Consider the following 24,501-nt stretch of genomic DNA (forward strand, 5'->3'; position numbering starts at 1 on the left):
AGTATTTTGACTATAGTTTGACTGGACTACATTCTAAATCCCTCATTTTGAGAGAAAACATTATCATTTATAAAAAAGCCCATCTCCAGCGTACTAGAAATGGGCAAGCTTGCAAACCACTATTGTTTAGTAATACCTTAAATGAGCATTAGCGGCGCTAGCTTTTATAAGTTAAGCTGGTTTATAACTATCGCGCAGGCTGACGATTTGGTTGAAGACCGGCTTATCACCGCTGTGTTCTTCGCTATCAGAGATGAAGTAGCCTTCACGCTCAAACTGGAAACGCGTGCCAGCCTCAGCATTGGCAAGCGATGGCTCAACCACGGCCTCAAGCTCAGTCAACGAATTAGGGTTTAGCGCTTGATGCACATCAGCAACACTACTGGGGTCTTCAGCGCTGAATAGCTGCTCGTACATACGTACGGTGGCTGGCACGCCTTGACTGGCCGACACCCAATGAATCACGCCTTTAACCTTACGACCTTCAGGATTATTACCCAAAGTTGCTGGGTCAATCGTGGCTTTTAGCTCAATCACATTGCCAGCGTCATCTAGGATATGCTCAGTTACAGCCAACACATAGGTATTACGCAGACGAATCTCGTTTTTTTCTGGTGATAAACGCTTATAACCTGCTGGCGGCTCAATTTCGTAATCGCCTTGATCGATATAGAGCGTTTCAGTAAATGGAATCTCACGCTCGCCCATATCGACATTAGGGTGTTTCGGCTGAGTCAGCCATAAGGTTTGCGCGGCATCATCAAAACGCGCACTGACGCTATCAGCCTTTTGCGACTCCCAACTACTGACTGCTTCGGCAAAGTTAGTAATCGTCACTTTTAATGGTTTGAGCACTGCCATACCGCGCGCAGTGGTGGTTTCCAATGACTGACGAATGCTAAATTCTAATAAGCGAAAATCAACGACGCTGTCTACTTTGGTCACGCCGACACGCTCACAGAAGTCACGTAAGCCTTCTGGCGTATAACCACGGCGACGCATGCCAGCGATGGTAGGCATGCGCGGATCATCCCAACCGCTAACGATATTTTCATCAACCAGCTGCTTTAATTTGCGCTTACTGGTCATCGTATGATCGACATTTAAACGAGAGAACTCATACTGGTGCGGCGGTTGCTCAAAACCGATTTTTTCAACTGCCCAATCATAAAAGGGACGATGATCTTCAAATTCCAGCGTACACAACGAATGGGTAATACCTTCGAGCGCATCAGAGAGCGGATGGGCAAAGTCATACATCGGATAAATGCACCATTTATCACCGGTTTGATGATGTGCTTGATGCATGACGCGGTAGATAACGGGATCGCGCATATTCATATTTGGGCTTGCCATATCAATCTTGGCGCGCAATATCGCTTTACCTTCAGCGTACTTGCCATCTTTCATATCATTAAAGAGCTTGAGGTTTTCTTCGACACTAGCATCACGATATGGTGACGCTGTGCCTGTTTCGTTAAACGAACCACGACTCTCTTTGATCTGTTCAGGCGACTGCAAATCTACATACGCATCGCCCTGCTCAATTAATTGCACTGCCCATGCATACATTTGGTCAAAGTAGCCTGAGGCATGATGAGCTTCACCCGCCCACTCAAAGCCCAACCATTTCACATCGTTTTTGATATTATCAATATAGTCTTGCTTTTCTGCGGTTGGGTTGGTGTCATCAAAACGCAGATTACAGACACCGCCAAACTCTTTTGCCACGCCAAAGTTTAGGCAGATAGACTTTACATGACCGAGATGTAAATAACCGTTTGGCTCAGGTGGAAAGCGCGTGACAATTTGCTGATATTTTTGTGCACTGACATCTTCACGAATGATATTACGAATAAAATCGTTTTTTTGCTCGTCTTTTTGTGCATGGTTGCTTGAGTGCTCACTCATCGGGTATTGCTCCTAACGCAAATGGTCAATTCATGCGACGTGCCATCACGCCTCATGGAAAATTCAAACTAATCTATGAAATAAAACTAAGCCATTAAAACAACACTGGCTTATAAAAAACCTCAATCATGAAAACAACAGAGTATAAAAATCAAATTATTAGGGCGTGTCCTCATTTTGAAAATGGTGATAAAAATGAGATAAATTGCAGTCAAACAAGGAAAATAGTACAGATAATATCAAGATATTAGCCAGCTATTTAACGCAGTTTGGCAAGATTTAGCCATTTTTAGCCCATTTAGTTGATTTTGTTCAGATTGAGGACATGACCTAAGACGATATGTTTAAAAGTAATCAAAAATGGGTAAAGTTGCGTTATTCTATCAGCTTTTGCAAAGGCATTAACAGCCTGATACATGACACAGGATAAAAAAGCCGTTAGACTAGCCATAACTTTTTATTTACCAACTTTTTACCCACCACTTAACAGCGTCATTTTAGGCGCTGCAATCAAAAAGGAATATCTCATGGTAGACATGCCACCAGTAGTAGAGCTTGACACCAGTATGGGTGCGATCGTTATCGAACTCAACGAAGAAAAAGCCCCAAAAACGGTAGAGAACTTTTTAAACTACGTAAAATCTGGTCATTATGATGGCACGATTTTCCACCGCATCATTGACGGCTTTATGATTCAAGGCGGCGGAATGGACGCTGAGATGAATGAAAAAGCCACCAACAAGCCTATCGAAAACGAAGCTGACAATGGTTTAAAGAATGACAAAGGTACCCTCGCGATGGCGCGTACCCAAGACCCACATTCAGCAACCAGCCAGTTTTTTGTTAACGTAAAAGACAACGATTTCTTAAACCACTCTGGCAAAAACATGCAAGGCTGGGGCTATACCGTATTTGGTAAAGTCACAAGCGGTATGGACGTGATTGAAAAAATGCGCGGCGTACCTACTGGTCGTTTCGGCATGCATGCAGACGTACCAACAGAGCCAGTAACTATTAATTCAGCGACTATTATTTCTGAATAATCGTTAATTCTGAATAACAACTATTCGGTAAATTCTGATTATAAATCGTTACTTATGATTTATGAGGATAAAGATAAATGCAAAGTTTTAATCATTTAATCACAACCCGTCCTCATGAAGTGCGGCAAGTTTTGATTAGCGATTTGCATTTATCGCCTGAAGAGCCTGCCTTAGTGCAGGCTTTTTTGGCATTAGTTGATGACTGCATTGCTCTGCCAGCGCTAAAACGTCTGTTTATCTTAGGCGATTGGTTTGAGGTCTGGCTGGGTGATGACGTTTATTTATCGTTATCAGAAGATGAGCGCCAAACACATTGGCTTACACCGCTGATCGTTAAGTTAAAAAAGCTGCGGGTCGAAGGTTGCGAGGTACTAATCATGCATGGCAACCGTGATTTTTTATTAGGTCAGCCATTTTGTAGTTTATTCGGTGGTGAGCTTATTTATGAGCCTTATACTTTAGCTGTAGGTCAAGAAAACTATCGTTTAGAACACGGTGATGCACTCTGTACTGATGATAAAAAATATCAGTTTTTTCGTAAAATTATGCGCCATCGCTTAATCCAATGGTACTTGCTCAATAAATCGTTAGAGAAACGCTTGGCTATCGCTGATAACATGCGCCAAAAGAGTCAGGAAAACAATGCCAATAAAGCAGCATATATCATGGATGTTAATGAAGCGGCAGTGAACAAAGCTATTTATCACTTTGACGCCTTACTACATGGTCATACTCATCGTCCTGAAATCCACCAAAGTAATGAGGGTAAAACTCGCTATGTCCTTGGTGATTGGCGGCTATTAGATAGCGACACTCGCCAGCCAAAAGTCAGTGCGGTGATTGGTGCGATTACGACAGATATAAATGCAAATATTGACAGCCACTCTAATAATGCTGAATTTGGATTGTTCGAATTTAAACATTCAGTGTAGGGTGCGCCCTGCGCACCAAAGTCAGTGCGCGAGGCACACCCTACAACTTTCATAAAATAAGGGTCTACTAAACATTTAGTAGACCCTTATTTTATTCGGCTATTAATCCTGTGGCATCAATTTAAAAAAGTGCTGGCGATAGTGCTTTAGCTCACGGATAGAGTCGCGAATATCATCTAAAGCTAAGTGACTGCCACCTTTTTCAAAATTCTTTAGAATATCAGGACGCCAGCGGAAGCATAATTCTTTGATCGATGACACATCAAGGTTACGATAGTGAAAGAACCTCTCAAGCTCTGGCATTTGGCGCGCCATAAAGCGGCGGTCTTGGCAGATCGAATTGCCGCACATCGGTGATTTACCGCTGTCAACCCATTTATTCAGAAACTTGATGGTCTCAGCTTCAGCCTCTGCTAATGTCACCGTACTACGGCGCACACGGTCCACCAATCCTGACTGGCCATGTTGCTTGGTATTCCAATCGTCCATACCGTTTAGTTTACGATCAGATACTTTGATAGCAAATACAGGCCCTTCCGCAAGGACATTCAAATCCTCATCGGTAACGACAGTGGCAATCTCGATAATCTCGTCATTTAAGGTATCGAGTCCGGTCATTTCTAGGTCAATCCATACCAGCCCTTTTTTACCTTGGTTTTTGATTTTAATCTTGTTGGGGTGGTCACCGGTAGTCATAAAGTATCCTATGGTCAATAAAGTTTGAAGCAACTTTGGAGCAATTTTAATGAAACACATCAGATATAATTATTGATGCTTAAATCACAATATTTTGCATCTACGTTGTGCGCCCACTGATTTATAACCGCTAAAACGTTACAAAACCACTGTCTAGCGTAGGTGCTTTAAGCTGTATGTTAGCAAATTTTCACGCTACACTTAGCAATATTTTTTAATAGGTCACAAACCCATGGCATTAATCCGGCAACGTAAACTGACTAAACAGCAGATTCGGCGCATCGACAAACAACAACTGGCCAGTCAAGACAGCATCGATGATAGTTTGATGGATGGCGTGGTCATGGCGCATTATGGCAAGCAACTAGAAGTCCAAGTGACCAGCTTGCCTGCGGTGATACCAGTGCAACCAGAAATTGCACCCGATGATCCTGAGCCATTTTGGCAAGAGCTGGCGTTAGGCGATATCTGGCGTTGTCATGTACGTACCAATCTGCCGATGCTAGCCGCGGGCGACCAAGTACGCTGGAATGCGGACTCTAATACAGGATTTGGCCGTATCGAGTCAGTCAAACCGCGTACCTCTCTTGTCTCGCGTCCTGATCGCTATCATAAACTTAAACCTGTCGCCGCCAATGTCGATATTTTGGCCATTGTTTTTGCCCCGCTGCCTGCCGCTGCCCCAACCTTGATCGATCGCTACTTGGTTGTTTGTAATCATGCGGGCGTACAGCCGCTATTAGTGCTTAATAAAGCCGATTTACTGGCAGAAGAAAAGGGCGTCGATACCAATGAGTTATTAGCACAATATGCGGCGCTTGGTTATGAGAGCGTTTTGACCTCGGTCGATTGCCCTGAAAACGTCGCTGATAGCGATGAGCAAGAAGGCCTTGATGAATTAAAACGTTATATCGATAAAAAGCTGGTTATTTTTGCTGGTCAATCTGGCGTCGGTAAAAGTAGCTTAATCAATGCGCTACTACCTGAATCGGCTCAAAGCGTGAATATCATCTCTGATAACTCAAAACTTGGTCAACATACCACCACCACCAGCCGCTTATTGCCGTTTAATCCTGATGATTTAACCCAAGGTGGCATCGTCGACACGCCAGGTATACGCGAGTATGGTATTTGGCACTTAAGCCCTGATGATATTATTTCAGGCTTTGTCGAGCTTGCTCCATTGTCTGGTAACTGCCAGTTCCGCGATTGTCGCCATACCCATAACAGCAAAGGCTGTGCCTTATGGCAAGCGGTTGCTGATGGCGAAGTATTACAGCGCCGTGTTGAGAACTTGGTGACGCTAAGAGAAGAGGCGGATACCAAACCTTACTAATCGCGGCCTTATTAATTGTTAATCGCTAGGTTGACCATCGCACGTTTACTATGGTCGGGCTAATCGGTATAATAGCGCCTTGTTCAATATCATTAGGCTGTCTTCTCAGCTTAATCGAACGCTTAATTTTTTGGAGGTATGGTTTGGATCGTGCGCTGGAATTTGTGGGCAACCACCCGTTTTTATTTGGTATATTAGCCGTACTTGCTGTACTGTTTTTTGCGATTGAAAACAAACGTAGCGGCAAAAAAATATCGCCTAATACCCTTGGTATGATGGTTAACTCGCAAAATGCGCAGCTTATCGATATTCGCGCCAAAAAGAAATTTGAAACAGGTTATATCCAAGGCAGCCGCAACATACCCTTTACCAACCTCAAAGATCGCTTAGAAGAAATACGCGCCATTGAGCATCCTGTGATTATCATCTGCGATATGGGTGTACAAGCAGGTGCTGCCATTCAAATGATCGGCAAAAATAACGTCTATCGTTTAGAAGGCGGCATTGGCGGTTGGCAAGGTGCGGGTATGCCATTGGTTGGCTTAAAAGATGCCAAACCAAAAAGCAAAGGCAAAGCCAAGCCAAGTTTGCATAAATAATGAGTCTGTATAAACCATTAAATATAGTCTTAAGCTGATATTGACTGGTGGCTTATTAAGCCTAGCAAACAACCTAGCAAACAAAAGGCACCTTCTTCTAAGGTGTCTTTTTTTGTATGACATTTATGATACCGTCAGGTTTTTTCGGTTTGAACCGCTTGAATTTGCGAAGCTCATCCCCACTTTAAATAATGAGCCTCACCAAATATATTATTCATTTATTATTTGGTGGCTGGTTATAAGAATTATTATAAAATGATTGTTTATAATAAAACGCTTACCTCATAAACTTATAAATAAGGATTTATCATGACTGTATCTGTTAAAGTCTATACCACTCCTATCTGCCCATACTGCTCAAACGCCAAACAACTACTAAAAACCAAAGGCGTAGACTATGAAGAGATTGGCATGCATGACATGAGCAGCGAAGAACGCCAAGCACTGATGCAAAAAACCAATAACTATCGCACTGTGCCACAAATATTTGTTGGCGATACCTTTGTTGGTGGCTTTGATGAGCTCAATCAAATGAACCAACAAGGCAAACTTGACGAGCTATTGGCTGGTTAATTTGCTACCTTAGTCAACTGTCTGTCTTTATATTTGTAGAGATAGGCAGCATTACGGATAACATTCATTGGTAAAAATATCGAGATGAAATATCCAAACTCAGTCTCAATTTATATTACAATGATATTTTTCAATAACAATTTGCCCCATTATTTGATTCAATTTTAGAGGAATGACCATGGCTGAAGAACAAGCACAACCACAATTGGCACTAGAGCGCATTTATGTAAAAGACATGTCACTTGAGGTTCCAGGCGCTGGCGTATTTACCAAAGAGTGGAACCCAGAGCTTGATATCAATCTTTCTAGCAATGCTGAGAAGCTTGATGACGACCATTATCAAATCGTATTGACGGTCAGCGTTACGGCAAAGAATGCTGAAGAACCAGCTTTTATCGCTGAAGTTCATCAAGCGGGTATTTTCTTATTAAAAGATATCCCAGAAGATCAAATCGGTCAAATCCTTGGCGCTTATTGCCCTAATGTGCTATTCCCATATGCGCGTGAAGTCATCAGCGACATCGTAACACGTGGTAGCTTCCCGCAGTTATTGCTAGCACCAGTGAACTTTGACCAAGCTTATGCGCAAAGTCAGCAACAAGCACAAGTTGATGCCCAAGGTAATGCGTAAGTTTTAACCTTATAAAGTATTAGTTCATTAATACCTAAAAGCCGTTTACTTATTTGAGTAAGCGGTTTTTTTATGGGCATGTTTCAGTATGATTTTAAGTAATCCATAGATAAATTTTTTGCAGCCTCTGTCTGCGTAGGCACAGCAAGCTAGAAAAAACTGTACCAGCAGTACGTGATGTATCGATTTTACTTTTCACTGATTATATCTGTATTACTTTTCACCGACTTTATTATCATTAGACCTAAAAAAACCCTGCTCATTGGCAGGGTTCTCAAGCATTTCATCAATTGTCAAAAATCAATGATTAGCCTTTTAGAGCTGATAAGATTTGCTGTTTGACTTCATCGATGCCTTGAGTGCCATCAAATTTATCATAATTAGGCGCATCATCACCTTCTTTGGCTTTGTTTTGATAAAAACCAACAAGTGCTGACGTCTGCTCATGATAAGTGGCTAAACGGTCACGAATGGTCGACTCTTTGTCGTCTTCGCGCTGAATAAGTGCTTCGCCAGTCACATCATCGATGCCTTCTTGCTTTGGTGGATTGTGGTCGATGTGATAAACACGACCAGAACCTGCATGCTGGCGGCGACCAGACAGACGCTTAACAATTTCATCATCAGGAACACTGATTTCAATCACGTGATCAATTGCCACATTAGCATCTGCAAGCGCTTGAGCTTGTGGAATAGTACGTGGGAAACCATCTAAGATACAGCCATTGACACAATCAGGCTTAGCGATGCGTTCTTGCACTAGGTTAATGATAAGGTCATCAGAAACCAAACCACCAGCATTCATCACGTCTTTGGCTTGTTTACCAAGCTCACTGCCTTCTTTGATTGCGGCACGTAGCATATCGCCCGTTGAGATTTGCGGAATATCATATTCTTTAGAAATAAACTGAGCTTGGGTGCCTTTACCGGCGCCTGGTGGACCTAGCAAAATAATACGCATCATTACACGACTCTCCTTAATGGATAGGATTTTGGGACTAATAAAACTTAGGGATTGGTTGTTTGCCAAGCTACCTTACCTTGTGGCTTTAAAAAGCTCAAGTATTTTTAGCCTTGAGTCGGCAAGTTGCGATGACTTATCTGTTCATGGTTCATGTTGCGTGCCGTAGAAAATACCATGGCACGCATATATAAATCGCTTATATTTTTCTACTTATCCCTTAAGGAACCTGTTGATTAATCTCAACATTGGCCTGATTTTGGTCGGCGCTTATCACTACTGGATTGCCTGATAAGTCACCTGACTCTGCACTGGCATTGCCATTATGACTGACGCGAGCAATAACTGCTAATTGAACTTTATCAGCTCGAGCAGAGGCAAGCGTACGCTCAGGCATCATCGCATCTAAGTCACTTAGGCTAATCGTTACCTTCCCTTGCTTAATGACACTAATCGGTAAACGCTTAGCAGCAAACGGTGGGCCACCTTGCACGTCACGTATCGCTATAAATAATACATCATCGGCTTCGATTAATGGCAGTAGGCTAGAATTGATAGATACGGTCACTTCAACGCCTTCAGATGCTTGTTGCTGCTGAGCGGTCACATTGGCACTTAATTCATCTAAACTCGCCAGCGCTTGGGTATGTTCGCCAGGCTTAGCCGCAATACTGTCACGCAAACGCTTAATCCAGCCTTGTGCTTGCTCAAAGTTATTACTACGTGCCTCACCCATTGCCATGAGCATTTGCGCGCCTTCATGCTCTGGATTTTTGGCCAATACGTCTTTTAATACACGGCGACTCGTCGTATCCAGCTGACCTTTATTAGCAAAGAAACTAATCTGCGCATAGGTCGTGGCAATTTCTTCGTTGTCAGGCGATAAACGATAAGCGCGTGACAAGGCTTCTAATGCTGAATCGGTGGCCTCTAACGATAAGAAAAGCTCAGACAGACGCATCCAGCGATTGGGATCATCAGCATGACGATAAACGTTGGTCTGCATCGCACTGATTAGCTGCGTACCATCTTCAATCGCCCAGGCTGGCGGCTGATCAATCTTGCCTGTTAATAAATCATCGGCAACTTGACTGACTTTGTCCTCAGCGGTCCAAAGATCAAACACAGGTGTGCGGTCACCGATCATCAGATAGGCCATAGCCGCCAGAACAGGCACCCAAACCATGATAATCAATCGACTCTTAATACCAGGCGTGACCATCGGTGTGACTTCGCGTTGAGCATCTAGTAATTGACGTTCAAGCTCAAGTTTTTGGTTTTGATAGTGACTGTCATCGATAGTGCCACTGTCTTTATCCACCTTTAATTCTGCTAAACGCTCACGGAATACAGCGATATTGATATCTAATAGTTGATTATCGACAGGTTTTTCTTGCGAACGTGATGCTCGTAACCACGGCATGATAGTGATAACCGCAAGTATTAAGGCCAGAAATAAGCTTAGAGCAATAAATAAGCCAGCAGTAGAAAATAGGGTCATTTTTTGTCCTCGAGGCTTGTGATGTCATGATCATTTTTGTCCTTGCTATCATTGGAATCAGTACGTGATAACAAGCGATCAAGTTCGGCTTTCTCAGCAGCAGATAATGCAGTAGCGGTATTATTTGCCGCCCCTCCACTCTCACCACTAGCAACAAGCTGACGCCGCTTGCTGTGCCAAAACCAACCGATCAGCAGAATAATGAGTAACAATGGCGGAAAAAACCATAAAATCCATGTTGACGGGCGTACGGGCGGCTTATAACTGATAAAGTCGCCATAACGTTCTTGCATATAGTCGCGAATCTCGCCATCGCTACGACCATCTTTTACCAAGTCATACGTTTTTTGTTTTAAATCTTGGGCAATGGGGGCATCAGAAGCCGCCAAGTTTTGATTTTGGCATTTCGGACAGCGTAGCTCTTCGATCAGACCACGATACTGCGCTTCTTGTTGGACAGAATCAAAGTTATAAACTTCAATTGCCGCATAGCTTGTCATACTTAGTAAACAGGCAATAATTAGGCTCGCTACTTTTATCGTAACGGCCTTTATTGAATGGGCTATCATTTGCACACCTCTTCAACCTGAATAGGATCTGGACTGACGTTATTATCATTGGCTTTATTGAGTACCGTCAAGCAAGGCTCGATACGACTTTGCCAGTTGCTCTCATTGACCTCACCAATAATATGCTGGCGAATAACACCTTCACCATCGACAACGAAAGTCTCAGGCGCACCCGTCAAACCCAGATCCAGAGCAAACTGCCCTGACAAATCCTGAATAGACATCGAAAAGGGATCGCCACCTCGGTTCAGATAACCGAAGGCATCACCAATATCATCTTTATAATTAACACCCACCAAATTGACACCGCGCTCTTCTAATTGCATTAAAAAAGGATGTTCGATGATACACGTGGGGCACCAAGAGCCCCAAATATTCATCAAAAATGGCTCATCAGGTAGATTGTCATTGGTCATGATACGACTGGTATCTGATAACAATGGCAGCTCAAAAGTAGGCACTGGCCGCTCAAGTGCGGTATTGGTGACGATATCCGTCGGCTTACCCAAACGCATATACAGCATCACAAACAAACCAATAAAGACAATCAACGGAATTAAAAACCATATCTTCAGCTGATTTTTATTCATGGTCTTTGTGCCGCCTTGCTTAGCCTGTTTGTCAGAGGAATTATTTGATTGACTCATATTAATTATCCCCGGGCTTTACTGCTGATGTATCCAAATCAGCAGCCGTCGCAAAGCCTGATTTTTTGGCCGCTATTTGGGCCGCTGTCTTGGTTTTTTTAATACGATAACGACTATCAAGCATACTTAATACAGCACCGAACGCCATGATAAGTGCACCAAGCCATATCCAACGAATAAGCGGTTTGACATAAATACGCACTGCCCATTCGTTGCTATTTACAGCGATAGGCTCGCCCAGTGCTACGTACACATCGCGCAGCAGACTGTCATCAATCGCCGCTTCGGTCATTGGCATCATGCTAATAATATAGTTACGTTTTTCAGGGTATAACGTGGTCACAGCACGGCCATCTTTAGTCACTTCGACTTCAGCTTGGGTCGCATCATAGTTACTGCCTTTGACTTCACGGAAGCCTTTAACGGTGAAGTCGTAACCTTGGACATGGACACTATCATTTGGCCCCAATGCCACATCACGCTCGATACTTAAGGTGCTGGTAAATGCCACACCAATGACGGCAATGACCACACCGAGATGAGCAGTCTGTTGCCCCCAATAGCTCAGGCGTAATTGACCTAAGCCTTTGAGTCGACTTGGTGCATTTTTGGTTTTGTCTCTAAAGTCAACAACCATCCATAGTAACACCCAAAAACTGACTGCTAGCGTCACACCGATATTGAGCATCGCCGATGGGCTTGTAAAGTAAGTGATAATCGCCGCCAACACTAAGCTACTTACGGCGATGACCATACCAGCGCCCAATAGCGGTCGACTGTCTTTCTTCCAGCGAATATTAGAACCCATGCCCATCGCTACCAATAGCAACCACGTTAATGGCACAAATAGCGCATTGAAATACGGAGGGCCCACCGATACCTGACCTAGATTAAAGGCATCAGCAATAATAGGATAAAGTGTACCGAGTAGTACGACTAACGTTGAAATCAAAATGATAACGTTATTAATCACCAAAAATGACTCACGGGAAATCAACTGATATTGGCTTTCAACGGTCAAACGCCAGCCACGTAACGCAAACATCAGCAAACCACCACCAACGATGACGCCAAGAATGATTAAAACGACTAGACCACGCGTCGGGTCAGCGGCAAATGAATGCACTGAGGTAATAACGCCTGAACGCACAAGGAAGGTACCCAGCAAACTGAGTGCAAATGCAAAAATAGCTAGCATGATCGTCCATGCCTTAAAGACACCTCGCTTTTCAGTGACCGCAAGCGAATGCAGCAGGGCAATACCAACCAACCACGGCATCAACGAAGCATTCTCTACTGGATCCCAGAACCACCAACCACCCCAGCCAAGCTCATAGTAAGCCCACCACGAGCCAAGCGCGATACCAACGGTCAAAAAGCCCCAAGCCGCTAGTGCCCATGGTCGCGACCAGCGGGTCCATACCGCATCTAAACGACCTTCCCACAGCGCCGCCATACAAAAAGCGAATGGTACGACCAAGCCTACATAACCCATATAAAGCATCGGTGGATGAATAATCAAACCAAAATCTTGTAGCACAGGGTTTAGATCTGCGCCATCGACAGGAAGGTTAGGTAGCGTACGTTCAAACGGTGACGAGGTAAAGATAAGCATCGCCAGCATCATCATCTGCACGCCAGCCAATATTACCAAGACCCGCGCACGCATAGACAACGGCAGACCACGGCTGAAATAAGAAACCAGCGCACACCACGTGGCCATGATGGTCATCCATAACAATAGTGAACCTTCATGCCCGCCCCACGTCGCCGACAGCTTATAGTACCAAGGCAGCAACGTGTTGGAATGTTGAGAGACATAAATGAGGCTAAAGTCATTGTAATAAAAGCCTGCCATCAACGCGCCAAATGAGGTGATCATCGCCGCAAATTGCGCCCAGGCAAGACTTGGTGCCAGACGCTGCCAAGCAACGTGATCGCGCATGACGCCAATGGTTGGTAACACTACCTGCAAAATCGCCAATACAAGGGCGGCCAGCAAGGCAAAATAACCCAATTCTGTGATTAACATACGGTCTAACCTTGTTTACCTTAATACGGTCATTGTTTATTTTATAGATTGGACTTTTAGGATGTATTGAACAGTCAACTATGGCATTGCTGACTATGGGCACTGCTGATAATAACTGCCCAACACGCCCTAAGATCGGCAAAAGTATCCAGCATTTATCATTACTATTTATACTGTTACGATTTTGCCTCTAGCCATTGCAACTTGGGCGCTTACAGCATGGTACATTAGCGGCAACTTGTCACATTGATGTATCCACTCTGTATGTAATGTGTATAAAAAATATAAAAGCCTATTCATTATTGCATCGAGGGAAAAAACACCAAGACCAGATGTAACCAACCCGCCAAAAACCCTGTTAGCCCCCCCAAAACAATCAAAGTCATCTCGTCTTCCCGAAACGCTGGACGTAATAGGTTTTGAAATTCATTTGGCGTCAGAGCGCGAATCCGATCACGAAACAGCCCAAATATTTTACTGGCACGACTTTCATTGAGCTCAGGGTCACGCAGCGGTACCATCGTCGCGACAATAGACTTATCAATAATGGTGTTTTTTAATTGCCCATACTCACGGCGACCTAAGCCCACACGTAGCGTGGTACGAATCACTGGCGACTCTAGCACTTCGTATAAATGGGACTTCATTAAATCACGCGTTTGCGCTGCACGGTCACCATACATCATCTCATTCATGATGTTCTCAAGTGTCACCAAATCATTTACCACAATCTCTGCGAACACCTCAGAAACTTCCTCTTGGCGCTTCATAAAACCGCCTTGTAGACGATACTGCGCGATATGTGGCATCTGAAGCTTAATAAAGGGAAAACCACGCTGCACGGTAAAAAACTTCAAATAAGGAATAAAATGTGGTTCTACTGGATTAAAGACCATCCAGATAGCAATCCAGTTGGTCAGAAAACCCCAAATTGCGGCAAAAAATGGCACCGTCCAATGCTGCGGCACCACCAAAAATATAAACATTTGGATAATACCAAAGATCAAACCAATCAAGGCACTAATATGCCAAATAAAATTGATCTCTTTTTGGCCTACTTTTAAAAACATATCCACCATCAAACGGCGATCGTTTTCCATCGTATTGACAATCATTTTACGCATATCGACCAAGTCTTCGACATGATAGGTCAAATCAGTGACCAAAGACTGCATAATACTGGGCAGCTCTTTGTGCGCTTGGGCATAAACTCGGCGTTTTAGGGCATAAGGCAGATTGCCCCACAGCGCTGGCGAGTGCTCCAGCATGATTTCATCGATCAATGGCTCAAGGTTTTTATCCACGGTATCAGTGATAAACACTGCCATCTGCTCAGGCTCCATCGCCTGAAAAAACTCATCGAGCGAGCCAAGTTTTGAGAGCGTTTGGTCAACGATAACCCCAGATATCTTGCCCGCCTTTCTTGGGACAATACCCTGCCAGCCGATACCCGACAGCCCAAAAAATGGAAAGTTTGGAATACGAATACCCCAGAACTTAATCGGATAGAACAGCATTTTCAGCGCCATCCACACATGTATCCAAGTAACGAATGCCGTCACTGGTGGAATAGTCAGCATGGCAAGAAACTCTGGGTGTTCAGCTATCGTCTGCCACAATGAAGTTGCATCCATGACTTATCTTGTCCCTGACAGGTTAATTATCGTTGCTCATAAATAGCTTAAGAAAAACATCTTAAGCTAATAAGAACGCTTAAAAAAGACGTTCGGCCCATATAACTACTATGAAATAAATCGCCTGATTTTAGCATACTTGCTATTCATTAGCACACGGTGACCCTAGTCAAGTTGTGACTAGAGATAACACGTTTCGTCCGTTGCCCTCACAGTGAAAGCATTAAAATAGGTTAGTATTAAGACTTGTACTGCACACGACAAAACAATTGACCGACTACTGCGTCTTTTCAGTTGTTCTGTTATAATTTACAATACAACAATAGCAGATAATTGCATTCACATAGTGACATCATAATGTTAAGCCATATCAATCTATCTATTTGAAATTCTTTGTATTATTCTTTATGCTTACCGCCTTTTAATGAAACGCCCCGCCCACCTATCTATACTTTCTATACCTTTTTATTGACTCACTGACCGTTTGGGCCCTAACTTTATATGAATAAACCACTAACTCCCGCCGCCGAACAGGTCAATCGTATTTTTGCCAATCGTATTATTATCTTTGGGATTGTGATAGTTATTGGTTTGGGCGGCCTCATCATGCGTTATGGCTATTTGCAAGTCTACGCTCATGATAAATACACCACACAGGCTGATAATAACCGTATTAAACTGATATCGGCTCCGCCAAGTCGTGGTTATATTTACGACCGCAACGGGGTGATATTGGCAGACAACCAGCCTGTATTTACGGCAATGTTAAGTCCTGATGAAGTCGAAAACCCAGAGCGGACCTTAAATTTACTTGCCCCTATCTTTGAGCTAACGGATGAAAACATTACCGATATTTTAGCGCGGCTAAGTAAAAGTAAAAATGACCCAGTGACTATCAAGATTGACTTAACTGAAGCTCAATTAGCACAGTTCAGTGAACGTAAACCTTTTTTTCGCGGGGTGACCATTCAGAGTAAGCTGACGCGCTCTTACCCTTATGATGAATTATTCGCGCACGTTATCGGCTATGTCGGACGCATCAATGACAAAGAAACCAAGCGTATAGATAAAGATCGTTATGCGGGTACTGACCTTATCGGTAAAATCGGTATCGAGGATTACTATGAAGATATCTTGCTCGGTCAACCTGGTTATCAGTCGGTCGAGACCGATGCCTATGGCAATATTTTACGTCAATTAGATACCAAGCCACCCATAGCAGGTAATGATATTACCTTGAGCCTAGATTATGGCTTACAGACCGTCGCCCAGCAGCAGCTTGACGGTCGTCGCGGTGCGATTGTGGCAATAGATCCCCAAAATGGTGACGTATTGGCCTTTGTTAGTAATCCAAGCTACAACCCTAACCCTTTTATCTCGGGTATCTCATTTAAAGACTACGGCGCGCTGCGAGACGATCTTGATCAGCCACTGTATAACCGTGCGCTACAAGGGAATTACCCACCTGGCTCGACTATCAAACCTTTTGAAGGCTTAGGCGGCATTCATTACGGTCTACGTAACTGGGAAACAACTATTTATGATCCCGGTTATTTCAGCCTGCCGGGTGACTCACACCGTTTTCGAGATTGGAAGCGCGGCGGTCACGGTACTGTCAACCTAAAGAAATCTATCGTGATGTCAGTCGATACTTATTATTATAAGTTGGCGTATGAAATGGGCATTCAACGCTTGCACGACTGGATGGTGCGCTTTGGTTTTGGCGAAAAGAGCGGCATTGATTTACCTAACGAAAAACCAGGAATCATGCCCTCACCAAAATGGAAAAAGGATACCTACGATAAGGGCTGGCTACCGGGTGAGACGATCTCTGTCAGTATTGGTCAAGGTTATTTCTTAGCCACGCCGTTACAAATTGCAAATGCGACCGCCATGACGGCCAACAAAGGCAACCACATTACCCCGCATCTATTAAAAAGCAGCGACGGTGCGGCTGCAGTGAACGTCATCACCAAGCCTGATGGCAAAATCGAATACAATGGTCAGCCTTCTGATTGGACGCGCATGCACGATGCGATGGAAGAAACCGTCAAAAATGGTACGGCACGGCGCGCTTATAACCCACGCTATCGTACCGCCGGTAAATCCGGAACCGCGCAAGTAAAATCCATTGCCCAAGGTAAAAGTTACAATAAAGCAGCGTTAGATTCTCGCCACTGGGATCACGCTTGGTTCAATGGTTTTGCGCCCGTAGAAGATCCCCAGATCGCCATTGCTATTTTGGTCGAAAACGGTGGTGGTGGCGGTGCTGTTGCCGCTCCCATCGGTCGTGAACTGTTTGATTATTGGGTATTGCAACGTAAAACCAATCCTATTTTGCCACCATCAGCGGATGAGCTTAAAGCCATTAAACGTCAAAAAGCTTTTGACAAAGCCATCAGTGATGCGCTGCGTGACAAAGAAGACAAAGCGCTTGCCGAACAACAGGCACTGGCTGAGCAGGCACAAGCAACAACGCCCGAGTAAAACATTGCTAACGAGACAACATTATCGAAATTACATTATTGAGATTACATAATGAAAAAAAACTCAAGCGGCCGCACACCTAAAAGCCGCACACCAAAAAAAAGCCCTAAAGCAAAAAATGCGGCGGGTGATGTGCGCATCATTGGCGGTCAGTTTAAACGCCGAATTGTGAGCTTTATCGATGCAGAGGGCTTACGTCCGACGCCAGACCGTCTACGGGAGACCTTGTTTAACTGGTTACTGGCTGATATTCATAGTGCGCGCGTCCTAGATAGCTGTGCCGGTAGCGGCGTGCTGGGATTTGAGTCTTTATCACGTGGCGCGGCTCATTGCACTTTTATCGAGATGAATGCGACCCAGAGCCAAATGCTACGCCAAAGCGCCGAGCAACTGCGTCTTGAACCATCCACTTATCAAATAATTCACGGCACAGCTGAGCAAGTATTATCTCAGCATCAACCTACTCAGGCTCGTTTTGATATCGTCTTTATCGACCCCCCTTATGCCCAGGATTTGTGGCAGCCTATTTTGACCGCACTCATCACTCAGTCGTTAATCGACGCAGACACATTAATTTATTTAGAAGCGGATAAAGATTTAACCATTCAATTAAATAAATTGGCAGAAACTCTTGCGGCTGAAACAAAGACAACGCAAGGTATGATCGGTTTTGAGTGCCTAAAACACACCAAAGTTGGACAAGTTGTCGCTGGACTTTATCGTCTATCATCGTCATAATTGTCGGGTTAATGAAACCATTAATAAATTTCAAATGTTTAAAACCGCTAAAAACTGGCCAACGCTGCAGTTTAATGTATATAAGGCGAAAATAAACCCCAATGCAGCTTGCAAGCGTAGGCGCTACTGCTTATAATGTGCAGTCTGTTTTTTGAGAGCCCCGTTCCCAGCTAAACTCTCAACGAATTCTAATTTTAAGGTTTTATCATGAAAACACTTAGTGCAAAACCAGCTGAAGTGACCCATGACTGGTATGTCGTAGATGCTGACGGCAAAACCCTTGGTCGCTTAGCCACTCAAATTGCTACTCGCTTACGTGGCAAGCATAAAACTTCTTATACTCCGCACGTAGATACTGGTGACTTTATTGTTGTCATCAATGCAGAAAAAATCGCGGTAACGGGTAAAAAAGCGCAAGATAAAAAGTACTATCGTCACACTGGCTACCCAGGCGGCATTAAAGAAACCAACTTCACAAAGCTGCTTGCAAATAAGCCTGAAGATGTTCTACATAAAGCAGTTAAGGGTATGCTTCCAAAGGGCCCTCTTGGCTATGCGATGATCAAGAAGCTGAAACTATATGCGGGTACTGAACATCCACATACTGCACAGCAACCTAAAGAACTAGACATCTAAGGATATACTTATGGAACGCAATTACGGAACTGGTCGCCGCAAGACGTCTACTGCTCGTGTCTTTTTAGCGAAAGGTACTGGTGCTATCGTTATTAACGGTAAGCCACTTGAAGAATACTTCAGCCGCGAAACTTCACAAATGGTCGTTCGTCAGCCACTAGAGTTGCTTGAGTCTACTAACGCTTATGACGTTTATATCACTGTGAAAGGTGGTGGTATGACTGGTCAAGCTGGCGCAATCCGCCACGGTATCACTCGTGCACTAATTGAGTTAGACGACACCAACAAGCCTGCTCTTAAAGCAGCTGGCTTCGTGACTCGTGACTCACGTCAAGTTGAACGTAAGAAATTGGGTCTACGTAAAGCACGTAAACGTCCACAATTCTCAAAACGTTAATCAAAGCTATCTCTTACTTTTTTGCCACTGTTGTCTTTATCTCAGAGCGACAGTTGCAGTATTAAAGAAAAGAGTAGATTTGCAAAGCCTTATAAGCTGGTCACAGCTTATAAGGCTTTTTTATGCCTGATACTTTTATAAAAACAGTATTCTTATAAAAAATGGCTTTATAAAGATGATCGTTTTTAAAGGAAACTCACTTTCATTAAAATCAATTTTTACCTACGACTACTTTGGCGATAAATCTCCCATCACAAGGCACAAACCGCCTTGCAAAGCTGCGCTTATTACCCCATCATAATAATAACTTTTCAGTATTAGTAACCATGTTATGAAAGCGCCTGAACAATACGATCCCAGCAAACCTTCTGCAACAGGCAGTACGCCACCGCCGAATACGCAGAAACCTGCCAAGTCGCCAGCGATACCGGCTGGCATGCCGACGATTACCCAAAATCATAAGCGCACAGCACCCATAGAAAAAAAGCCCTTTCAATGGCAGTTTTTATTGCCTAAATATTGGGGTATTTGGCTGCTGGCAGCGATGGTTTTACCCCTGATATATTTGCCATTACGTTGGCAGTTTTGGTTAGGTCGTAAGCTCGGCATGTTAATCTATAATACAGTAGGCTCGCGTCGACGTGATACGCTCATTAATCTGAGACTGGCCTTTCCCGAAAAGCCCGAAGCTGAGCGAGAGCTGATGGCCAAGCAGGTTTTTGTCAATCAGGGCATTGGTGTGTTTGAAACCTTATGTGCATGGTTCCGACCAAATGTTTTTACCCGCACCGTTTCTATCTCTGGATTACAGCATCTTGTTAATGCCCAAAACGAGGGTCGCCCAGTTATTCTGCTAGGCGCTCACTACACCATGCTTGATTTGGGCGGTTTATTTTGTGCGCAATTCTTCCCTGTGGATTGCATGTATCGTCCACAAAACAATCCGCTTCTTGATTGGTTTATTTATAACGGTCGTACTAACATTTTTGGCAAGCAGATTGCCAGCCGTGACATGCGTAGCCTTGTTAATTCTATCAAAGCCAAACATGTGATTTGGTACTCGCCTGACCAAGATTATGGTCTTAAGCAAGGTGTCATGGCGCCGTTCTTTGGTGTGCCCGCTGCTACTATTACTGCTTCGCGGCGTATAGCTAAATTAGGCAACAAAGCACACCCACCAGCATTAATGGCACTGCATACTTATCGCCAAACACCTGATAACTTGCCTAAAGGCAAACGTCCGCATTATCATCTGACCATTACGCCAGAGCTTGACAACTATCCAAGTAATGACGAAGTGACTGATGCCACGCGCATTAATGAGTTACTGGAAGGTTTGATTCGTATCGATCCAACCCAGTGGATGTGGTTTCATCGTCGTTTCAAAAATGGCCCTAATGGTCGTACGGATACCTATAAGTAATTAGGGAAAATTTGCTATACTTTGTGCTAATATTTTGTGCTATTCATAATATATAAATAGCCACATAAATATCCTACATTGATAATAATCTGATAAACAAAAACTTTATAAATAAATAACGGATGTTCCATGAGTAATAACCGCACTTCTGATAAGCAGAATTCCAACAGCCAAACTTCTGATGATTCAACACAGAGCAAACGCATTTTAACGGGTATCAAACCGACCGGCACCCTACATTTGGGCAATTACGTTGGTGCTATTCGTCCAGCGATTCAGTCTATTCAAAATAGTGACGACGAAGCGTTTTTCTTTTTGGCAGATTATCATGGCATTATTGGCTGTTACGACCCTGCCGTTATTCATGAATCAACCAAAGCCATTGCGGCGACTTGGATTGCCTGTGGTCTTGACCCTGAGCGCGTGACTTTTTATCGTCAATCAGATGTGCCCGAAATTCCCGAACTGGCTTGGATTTTAAACTGTTCATGCGCCAAAGGCTTAATGAATCGTGCCCATGCTTATAAAGCGGCAGTCGATATCAATATGGAAAAAGAAGATGTCGATCCTGACCAAGGCATTAATATGGGGCTATTTGGCTATCCGGTACTCATGGCAGCAGACATCTTGATGTTTAACGCCACTCATGTGCCGGTTGGGCGCGACCAGATTCAGCATATTGAGATGGCACGTGACATCGCTGGTACCTTTAACCATCGCTACAAAACGCTGTTTACGCTACCCTCAGCGGTCGTTGATGATAATATCCCGCTATTGACTGGTCTTGATGGCCGTAAGATGAGTAAAAGCTATGGCAATACCATTCCTCTATTTGGTGAGCCTAACCCGCAAGTGAACCCTGAAAAACAGATGCATAAAGCCATCATGAAAATTGTAACCAACTCACAATTGCCTGCGGAACCAAAAGACGCTGACGATTCGGCTATTTTTGAGATTTATAAAGCTTTTGCTACTCCTGAAGAGATTGCCGATATGCGTACGCAGTTTGCTGCTGGGATTGGCTGGGGTGATGCCAAACAAGCCTTGTTTGATAAAATCAATGCCGAGATTGCCCCATTCCGCGAGCGTTATCAAGAACTGATGGCCAACCCAAAAGAGTTAGAAGAGATTTTACAAATGGGTGCGGACAAAGCCCGTCGCCACAGCCGTAAACAATTAGACAAAACTCGCCGTGCTATTGGTATCCGTCCCCTCGCCAAACTTAAATAATCATTTGGTTATGACAATAGAATACCATCATGCAAAGTGAACGATTAGCCGAACCTAGCGCAGAGGTTCAAGATATGTCTCTGCGCATCTACCAGACGCCTGTACAACATCTGCCAGAAGATCTGTATGTACCGCCGCAAGCATTTGCCATTTGGTTGGAGCAGTTTGCGGGGCCATTAGACTTTTTGTTATATCTGGTCAAAAAAAATAATGTTGATTTGACCCAAATGCAGATACTGCCCATCACTGAGCAGTATCTAGCTTATATTAGCGAGTTGGATACTGCTCATTTTGAATTGGCAGGTGATTATCTGCTGATGGCGTCGACATTGATTGCAATCAAAACTGAGCTACTGTTACCTAAGCCAGAAACGCCTACTGATGAGCGTGACCCAAAAGCTGAGCTGATAGAGCGTCTCGAAGAATATGCGCAAATTAAAGTAGCCAGTCAGCGCTTGGACAGTCTTATTCGTCTTGAGCGTGATGTGTTCTTGTCACTGGTTAGTATGCCCAATCAAGATATTATGAATGCTGAGCTACCCAACTATTCGCCTAATATGTTGATTGATAGCTTATTTAAAATGCAGCTACAGCCCGATTATCAAATGCATAGTATTAAAGCCGATACCGTTCCGCTCTCTGACCGTATCGCCAGTATCAGTCGCCAACTAAGCACTGATGGCACCTGCTCCTTTTATGAGTTACTAGATAAGACACAAGGCAAGATAGGTGTGGTGGTCAGCTTTGTCGCGGTGCTGGAGCTGATGAAGCGGCAACTGATTGGTGTAGTGGGCTCTGAGTTAGAAAGCACTCCCCCCACTGATGATGACGATATAAAAGACAATCAAATTAAACCGCTAAAATTACAGTGGCTGGCTTAATGGTTTTTAAAAGAGAAAGTTTCTAATGGCAGATATTGACGATATAACGCACGATGATAGAAAACAAAAACGGATATTAACCGCCGTAACGCCATCGACGATAGAACAGCATCAATATATTGAAGGTATAAGCAAGCATATCGAAGTATTATTACACGCCTCAGAATCACCGCTCACTACCAATACTCTAAAGAAGCACCTGTCCCTATCTACTAAAGAGCTAACTCAAGCTTTAGCGTTACTACAACAACGCTTAGACACGGGTGTGCTGAGCTTACATGAGACGGCCAGTGGTTATCGGCTGCAAGTCTCTGATAGCTATAGCAGCTTAATCCAGCGCGTGTTTCCGCAACGTCAAGAACGCCTGAGCCAAGCGTTGCTTGAAACGCTGAGCGTCATTGCCTATAAGCAGCCAGTGACACGCAGCGACATAGAACATGTGCGCGGTGTGACATTATCAAGCAATATTTTGCGCCAATTGTTTGATAAAGGTTGGATCATCGAGGACGGTTATAAAGAAACGCTAGGGCGTCCAGCGTTATTACACACCACCGCGCAGTTTTTAGATGCCTTTGGATTGAGTCATTTAGACCAGTTGCCACCGATGCCGGATATGAATGCCATCAAAGCGATGTCCTAGATAATTTAAAACAAGACTCGTATATCATATATATTGGCATAATAAAAAAGGACATACCATTTAGGTATGTCCTTTTTTATTATCCTAATCGCTAAAGTTTTGATTATACGTCAGCGACTGGCTCCTACCAATAAGCGCTTAATGATTACTTATTAACTGCTTATTGATTAATGACATCAACGCCTTTAGGCGGGGTGAATTTAAATTGGCTACTATTGATACTCGGATTCATTTTGATACCACTGAATTTAATCGTCGTGGTTTGACCAAGGCTATCATTCAATACCATCATGACTGGCTTACCACCATTAAAGCTCATAGATAAGCTTTTAAAGCTGGCACTATCTGACTTAGGATACAGCACATAATAGTTTTTATTGCCATACGGCTGAGTGATTTTGAAGTTTTTATCAATCTTATTTGGCTCGCCTGATAATAGTAGTGCTGGGGTATTACCAACTTGACTATCAACATTTTGCTTAGTGGCTTGCTCCAAATCCTTATCATAAACCCACATAGAGTTGCCATTGGCAATGATTAGTTGCTCTGATGGTGATTTGGTTTCCCAGCGAAAGTTATTTGGGCGCTGAACACTCATTGAGCCAGAAAAAGTACCACTATTGGCGCCTTTTGTGGTTTGGCTAAAGTTCGCCGTCATGCTTTTAGTGTTCGCCAACAGTTTATTTAAGCGTTTGGCAGCGGTTAGATTGTCAGCAGGTGCCGCTGTTGCTGATTGTGTTAATGCCATCATAGGAGCAGCAACACCGAGCGACGTCATCAATATGCCCGTTAACGCCCCACCCATCACTTTTTGTTTTAACGTTGTGTTCTGTTTAATCGATTTGTTCGTTGATAAAGTCATGATAAATCCTCTCTAAAAATGCAAAATAGCTTAAAAAATAAAATGTTTTATTAGGGGCTGTATAGAATTCAAATCAGCGGCAGCCAGATAAAGACACAAGCGAGAATTACGGCAGCCTCATAGCTGGCTTTAAGCTTATCAT

Annotated in this window: 23 protein-coding genes; 14 read left to right on the forward strand and 9 right to left on the reverse strand. The window is 43.7% G+C overall.

What is annotated here, in order from left to right; all coding sequences use genetic code 11:
* Positions 1 to 171 precede the first annotated feature (171 nt).
* Positions 172 to 1,911 (reverse strand): glutamine--tRNA ligase/YqeY domain fusion protein, encoded by a 1,740-nt coding sequence (locus EI161_RS04265; protein ID WP_192523364.1) that lies wholly within the window; start codon positions 1,909 to 1,911, stop codon positions 172 to 174.
* Positions 1,912 to 2,438: 527 nt separating this feature from the next.
* On the opposite strand from EI161_RS04265, the gene EI161_RS04270 reads away from it, so the two are divergent.
* Both EI161_RS04270 and EI161_RS04275 read left to right on the forward strand, forming a co-directional pair.
* A complete protein-coding gene (locus tag EI161_RS04270; RefSeq protein ID WP_192523363.1) occupies positions 2,439 to 2,954 on the forward strand; it encodes a peptidylprolyl isomerase in 516 nt (171 codons plus the stop codon).
* Between the two features lie 77 nt (positions 2,955 to 3,031).
* Positions 3,032 to 3,886 carry a UDP-2,3-diacylglucosamine diphosphatase gene (locus EI161_RS04275; protein WP_192523362.1) on the forward strand — a complete coding sequence of 285 codons (855 nt, stop codon included), beginning with the start codon at positions 3,032 to 3,034 and terminating at the stop codon, positions 3,884 to 3,886.
* A 102-nt stretch (positions 3,887 to 3,988) separates the two neighbouring features.
* Here the strand turns inward: EI161_RS04275 and orn are convergent, their stop codons facing one another.
* Positions 3,989 to 4,582 (reverse strand): oligoribonuclease, encoded by a 594-nt coding sequence (gene orn / locus EI161_RS04280; RefSeq protein WP_192523361.1) that lies wholly within the window; start codon positions 4,580 to 4,582, stop codon positions 3,989 to 3,991.
* Positions 4,583 to 4,814: 232 nt separating this feature from the next.
* On the opposite strand from orn, the gene rsgA reads away from it, so the two are divergent.
* The 4 genes from rsgA (at position 4,815) to secB (ending at position 7,721) form a co-directional block, all read left to right on the forward strand.
* Positions 4,815 to 5,918 carry a ribosome small subunit-dependent GTPase A gene (rsgA, locus tag EI161_RS04285; RefSeq protein WP_192529051.1) on the forward strand — a complete coding sequence of 368 codons (1,104 nt, stop codon included), beginning with the start codon at positions 4,815 to 4,817 and terminating at the stop codon, positions 5,916 to 5,918.
* Positions 5,919 to 6,061: 143 nt separating this feature from the next.
* Positions 6,062 to 6,517 carry a rhodanese-like domain-containing protein gene (locus tag EI161_RS04290; RefSeq protein ID WP_192523359.1) on the forward strand — a complete coding sequence of 152 codons (456 nt, stop codon included), beginning with the start codon at positions 6,062 to 6,064 and terminating at the stop codon, positions 6,515 to 6,517.
* A gap of 309 nt (positions 6,518 to 6,826) precedes the next feature.
* Positions 6,827 to 7,090 carry a glutaredoxin 3 gene (gene grxC / locus EI161_RS04295; protein ID WP_192529052.1) on the forward strand — a complete coding sequence of 88 codons (264 nt, stop codon included), beginning with the start codon at positions 6,827 to 6,829 and terminating at the stop codon, positions 7,088 to 7,090.
* Positions 7,091 to 7,268: 178 nt separating this feature from the next.
* Positions 7,269 to 7,721 carry a protein-export chaperone SecB gene (secB, locus tag EI161_RS04300; RefSeq protein ID WP_192529053.1) on the forward strand — a complete coding sequence of 151 codons (453 nt, stop codon included), beginning with the start codon at positions 7,269 to 7,271 and terminating at the stop codon, positions 7,719 to 7,721.
* Positions 7,722 to 8,028: 307 nt separating this feature from the next.
* Here secB and adk read toward each other — a convergent pair whose 3' ends face one another.
* From adk to EI161_RS04330, 6 genes are all read right to left on the reverse strand, one after another.
* Positions 8,029 to 8,685, reverse strand: coding sequence for an adenylate kinase (adk, locus tag EI161_RS04305; protein ID WP_192523356.1), 657 nt, complete (start codon positions 8,683 to 8,685; stop codon positions 8,029 to 8,031).
* 217 nt (positions 8,686 to 8,902) lie between these two features.
* Positions 8,903 to 10,183 carry a c-type cytochrome biogenesis protein CcmI gene (ccmI, locus tag EI161_RS04310; protein WP_192529054.1) on the reverse strand — a complete coding sequence of 427 codons (1,281 nt, stop codon included), beginning with the start codon at positions 10,181 to 10,183 and terminating at the stop codon, positions 8,903 to 8,905.
* Positions 10,180 to 10,752, reverse strand: a complete 573-nt coding sequence (locus tag EI161_RS04315) for a cytochrome c-type biogenesis protein (RefSeq protein WP_192529055.1) — start codon at positions 10,750 to 10,752, stop codon at positions 10,180 to 10,182. Before EI161_RS04315 ends, ccmI begins: the two co-directional genes overlap by 4 nt.
* Entirely contained in the window at positions 10,749 to 11,399 is a 651-nt protein-coding gene (locus EI161_RS04320; RefSeq protein ID WP_192523353.1) for a DsbE family thiol:disulfide interchange protein, read from the reverse strand. Before EI161_RS04320 ends, EI161_RS04315 begins: the two co-directional genes overlap by 4 nt.
* A 1-nt stretch (position 11,400) precedes the next feature.
* Entirely contained in the window at positions 11,401 to 13,431 is a 2,031-nt protein-coding gene (locus tag EI161_RS04325) for a heme lyase CcmF/NrfE family subunit (protein WP_192523352.1), read from the reverse strand.
* Between the two features lie 299 nt (positions 13,432 to 13,730).
* Entirely contained in the window at positions 13,731 to 15,065 is a 1,335-nt protein-coding gene (locus EI161_RS04330) for a hypothetical protein (protein WP_192529056.1), read from the reverse strand.
* Between the two features lie 501 nt (positions 15,066 to 15,566).
* Here EI161_RS04330 and mrdA point away from each other — a divergent pair.
* The 8 genes from mrdA (at position 15,567) to scpB (ending at position 23,497) form a co-directional block, all read left to right on the forward strand.
* Positions 15,567 to 17,552 carry a penicillin-binding protein 2 gene (gene mrdA / locus EI161_RS04335; RefSeq protein ID WP_192529057.1) on the forward strand — a complete coding sequence of 662 codons (1,986 nt, stop codon included), beginning with the start codon at positions 15,567 to 15,569 and terminating at the stop codon, positions 17,550 to 17,552.
* Positions 17,553 to 17,603: 51 nt separating this feature from the next.
* Positions 17,604 to 18,290 (forward strand): 16S rRNA (guanine(966)-N(2))-methyltransferase RsmD, encoded by a 687-nt coding sequence (gene rsmD / locus EI161_RS04340; protein WP_192529058.1) that lies wholly within the window; start codon positions 17,604 to 17,606, stop codon positions 18,288 to 18,290.
* A 207-nt stretch (positions 18,291 to 18,497) separates the two neighbouring features.
* Complete coding sequence (rplM, locus tag EI161_RS04345; RefSeq protein ID WP_192523348.1) at positions 18,498 to 18,926, forward strand: 50S ribosomal protein L13; 429 nt, start codon at positions 18,498 to 18,500, stop codon at positions 18,924 to 18,926.
* Between the two features lie 10 nt (positions 18,927 to 18,936).
* The gene (gene rpsI / locus EI161_RS04350; protein WP_192523347.1) at positions 18,937 to 19,323 is read left to right on the forward strand and encodes a 30S ribosomal protein S9; all 387 of its coding nucleotides are present in this window, start codon (positions 18,937 to 18,939) and stop codon (positions 19,321 to 19,323) included.
* A 331-nt stretch (positions 19,324 to 19,654) separates the two neighbouring features.
* Positions 19,655 to 20,746 carry a lysophospholipid acyltransferase family protein gene (locus EI161_RS04355; protein ID WP_192529059.1) on the forward strand — a complete coding sequence of 364 codons (1,092 nt, stop codon included), beginning with the start codon at positions 19,655 to 19,657 and terminating at the stop codon, positions 20,744 to 20,746.
* Between the two features lie 129 nt (positions 20,747 to 20,875).
* On the forward strand, positions 20,876 to 21,976 hold the full coding sequence (locus EI161_RS04360; protein WP_192523345.1) for a tryptophan--tRNA ligase: 1,101 nt from the start codon (positions 20,876 to 20,878) through the stop codon (positions 21,974 to 21,976).
* Positions 21,977 to 22,005: 29 nt separating this feature from the next.
* Positions 22,006 to 22,857 carry a segregation and condensation protein A gene (locus EI161_RS04365; RefSeq protein WP_192523344.1) on the forward strand — a complete coding sequence of 284 codons (852 nt, stop codon included), beginning with the start codon at positions 22,006 to 22,008 and terminating at the stop codon, positions 22,855 to 22,857.
* Positions 22,858 to 22,882: 25 nt separating this feature from the next.
* A complete protein-coding gene (gene scpB / locus EI161_RS04370) occupies positions 22,883 to 23,497 on the forward strand; it encodes an SMC-Scp complex subunit ScpB (RefSeq protein WP_192523343.1) in 615 nt (204 codons plus the stop codon).
* Positions 23,498 to 23,657: 160 nt separating this feature from the next.
* On the opposite strand, the gene lolA is transcribed toward scpB, so the two are convergent.
* Positions 23,658 to 24,359, reverse strand: a complete 702-nt coding sequence (lolA, locus tag EI161_RS04375; protein ID WP_192523342.1) for an outer membrane lipoprotein chaperone LolA — start codon at positions 24,357 to 24,359, stop codon at positions 23,658 to 23,660.
* Positions 24,360 to 24,501 lie beyond the last annotated feature (142 nt).

Source organism: Psychrobacter sp. FME5 (assembly GCF_014861375.1).
Classification (GTDB): Bacteria; Pseudomonadota; Gammaproteobacteria; order Pseudomonadales; family Moraxellaceae; genus Psychrobacter.

Excerpts from the sequence above, each read along its gene's own strand:
- EI161_RS04270 (WP_192523363.1), top strand. The coding sequence starts at position 2,439 with ATGGTAGACATGCCACCAGTAGTAGAGCTTGACACCAGTATGGGTGCG.
- orn (WP_192523361.1), bottom strand. The coding sequence starts at position 4,582 with ATGACTACCGGTGACCACCCCAACAAGATTAAAATCAAAAACCAAGGT.
- EI161_RS04315 (WP_192529055.1), bottom strand. The coding sequence starts at position 10,752 with ATGATAGCCCATTCAATAAAGGCCGTTACGATAAAAGTAGCGAGCCTA.
- rsmD (WP_192529058.1), top strand. The coding sequence starts at position 17,604 with ATGAAAAAAAACTCAAGCGGCCGCACACCTAAAAGCCGCACACCAAAA.
- EI161_RS04320 (WP_192523353.1), bottom strand. The coding sequence starts at position 11,399 with ATGAGTCAATCAAATAATTCCTCTGACAAACAGGCTAAGCAAGGCGGC.
- EI161_RS04360 (WP_192523345.1), top strand. The coding sequence starts at position 20,876 with ATGAGTAATAACCGCACTTCTGATAAGCAGAATTCCAACAGCCAAACT.
- lolA (WP_192523342.1), bottom strand. The coding sequence starts at position 24,359 with ATGACTTTATCAACGAACAAATCGATTAAACAGAACACAACGTTAAAA.
- EI161_RS04275 (WP_192523362.1), top strand. The coding sequence starts at position 3,032 with ATGCAAAGTTTTAATCATTTAATCACAACCCGTCCTCATGAAGTGCGG.
- EI161_RS04330 (WP_192529056.1), bottom strand. The coding sequence starts at position 15,065 with ATGGATGCAACTTCATTGTGGCAGACGATAGCTGAACACCCAGAGTTT.
- EI161_RS04265 (WP_192523364.1), bottom strand. The coding sequence starts at position 1,911 with ATGAGTGAGCACTCAAGCAACCATGCACAAAAAGACGAGCAAAAAAAC.
- secB (WP_192529053.1), top strand. The coding sequence starts at position 7,269 with ATGGCTGAAGAACAAGCACAACCACAATTGGCACTAGAGCGCATTTAT.
- rplM (WP_192523348.1), top strand. The coding sequence starts at position 18,498 with ATGAAAACACTTAGTGCAAAACCAGCTGAAGTGACCCATGACTGGTAT.
- ccmI (WP_192529054.1), bottom strand. The coding sequence starts at position 10,183 with ATGACCCTATTTTCTACTGCTGGCTTATTTATTGCTCTAAGCTTATTT.
- rsgA (WP_192529051.1), top strand. The coding sequence starts at position 4,815 with ATGGCATTAATCCGGCAACGTAAACTGACTAAACAGCAGATTCGGCGC.
- grxC (WP_192529052.1), top strand. The coding sequence starts at position 6,827 with ATGACTGTATCTGTTAAAGTCTATACCACTCCTATCTGCCCATACTGC.
- EI161_RS04325 (WP_192523352.1), bottom strand. The coding sequence starts at position 13,431 with ATGTTAATCACAGAATTGGGTTATTTTGCCTTGCTGGCCGCCCTTGTA.
- mrdA (WP_192529057.1), top strand. The coding sequence starts at position 15,567 with ATGAATAAACCACTAACTCCCGCCGCCGAACAGGTCAATCGTATTTTT.
- adk (WP_192523356.1), bottom strand. The coding sequence starts at position 8,685 with ATGATGCGTATTATTTTGCTAGGTCCACCAGGCGCCGGTAAAGGCACC.
- EI161_RS04365 (WP_192523344.1), top strand. The coding sequence starts at position 22,006 with ATGCAAAGTGAACGATTAGCCGAACCTAGCGCAGAGGTTCAAGATATG.
- scpB (WP_192523343.1), top strand. The coding sequence starts at position 22,883 with ATGGCAGATATTGACGATATAACGCACGATGATAGAAAACAAAAACGG.
- EI161_RS04355 (WP_192529059.1), top strand. The coding sequence starts at position 19,655 with ATGAAAGCGCCTGAACAATACGATCCCAGCAAACCTTCTGCAACAGGC.
- rpsI (WP_192523347.1), top strand. The coding sequence starts at position 18,937 with ATGGAACGCAATTACGGAACTGGTCGCCGCAAGACGTCTACTGCTCGT.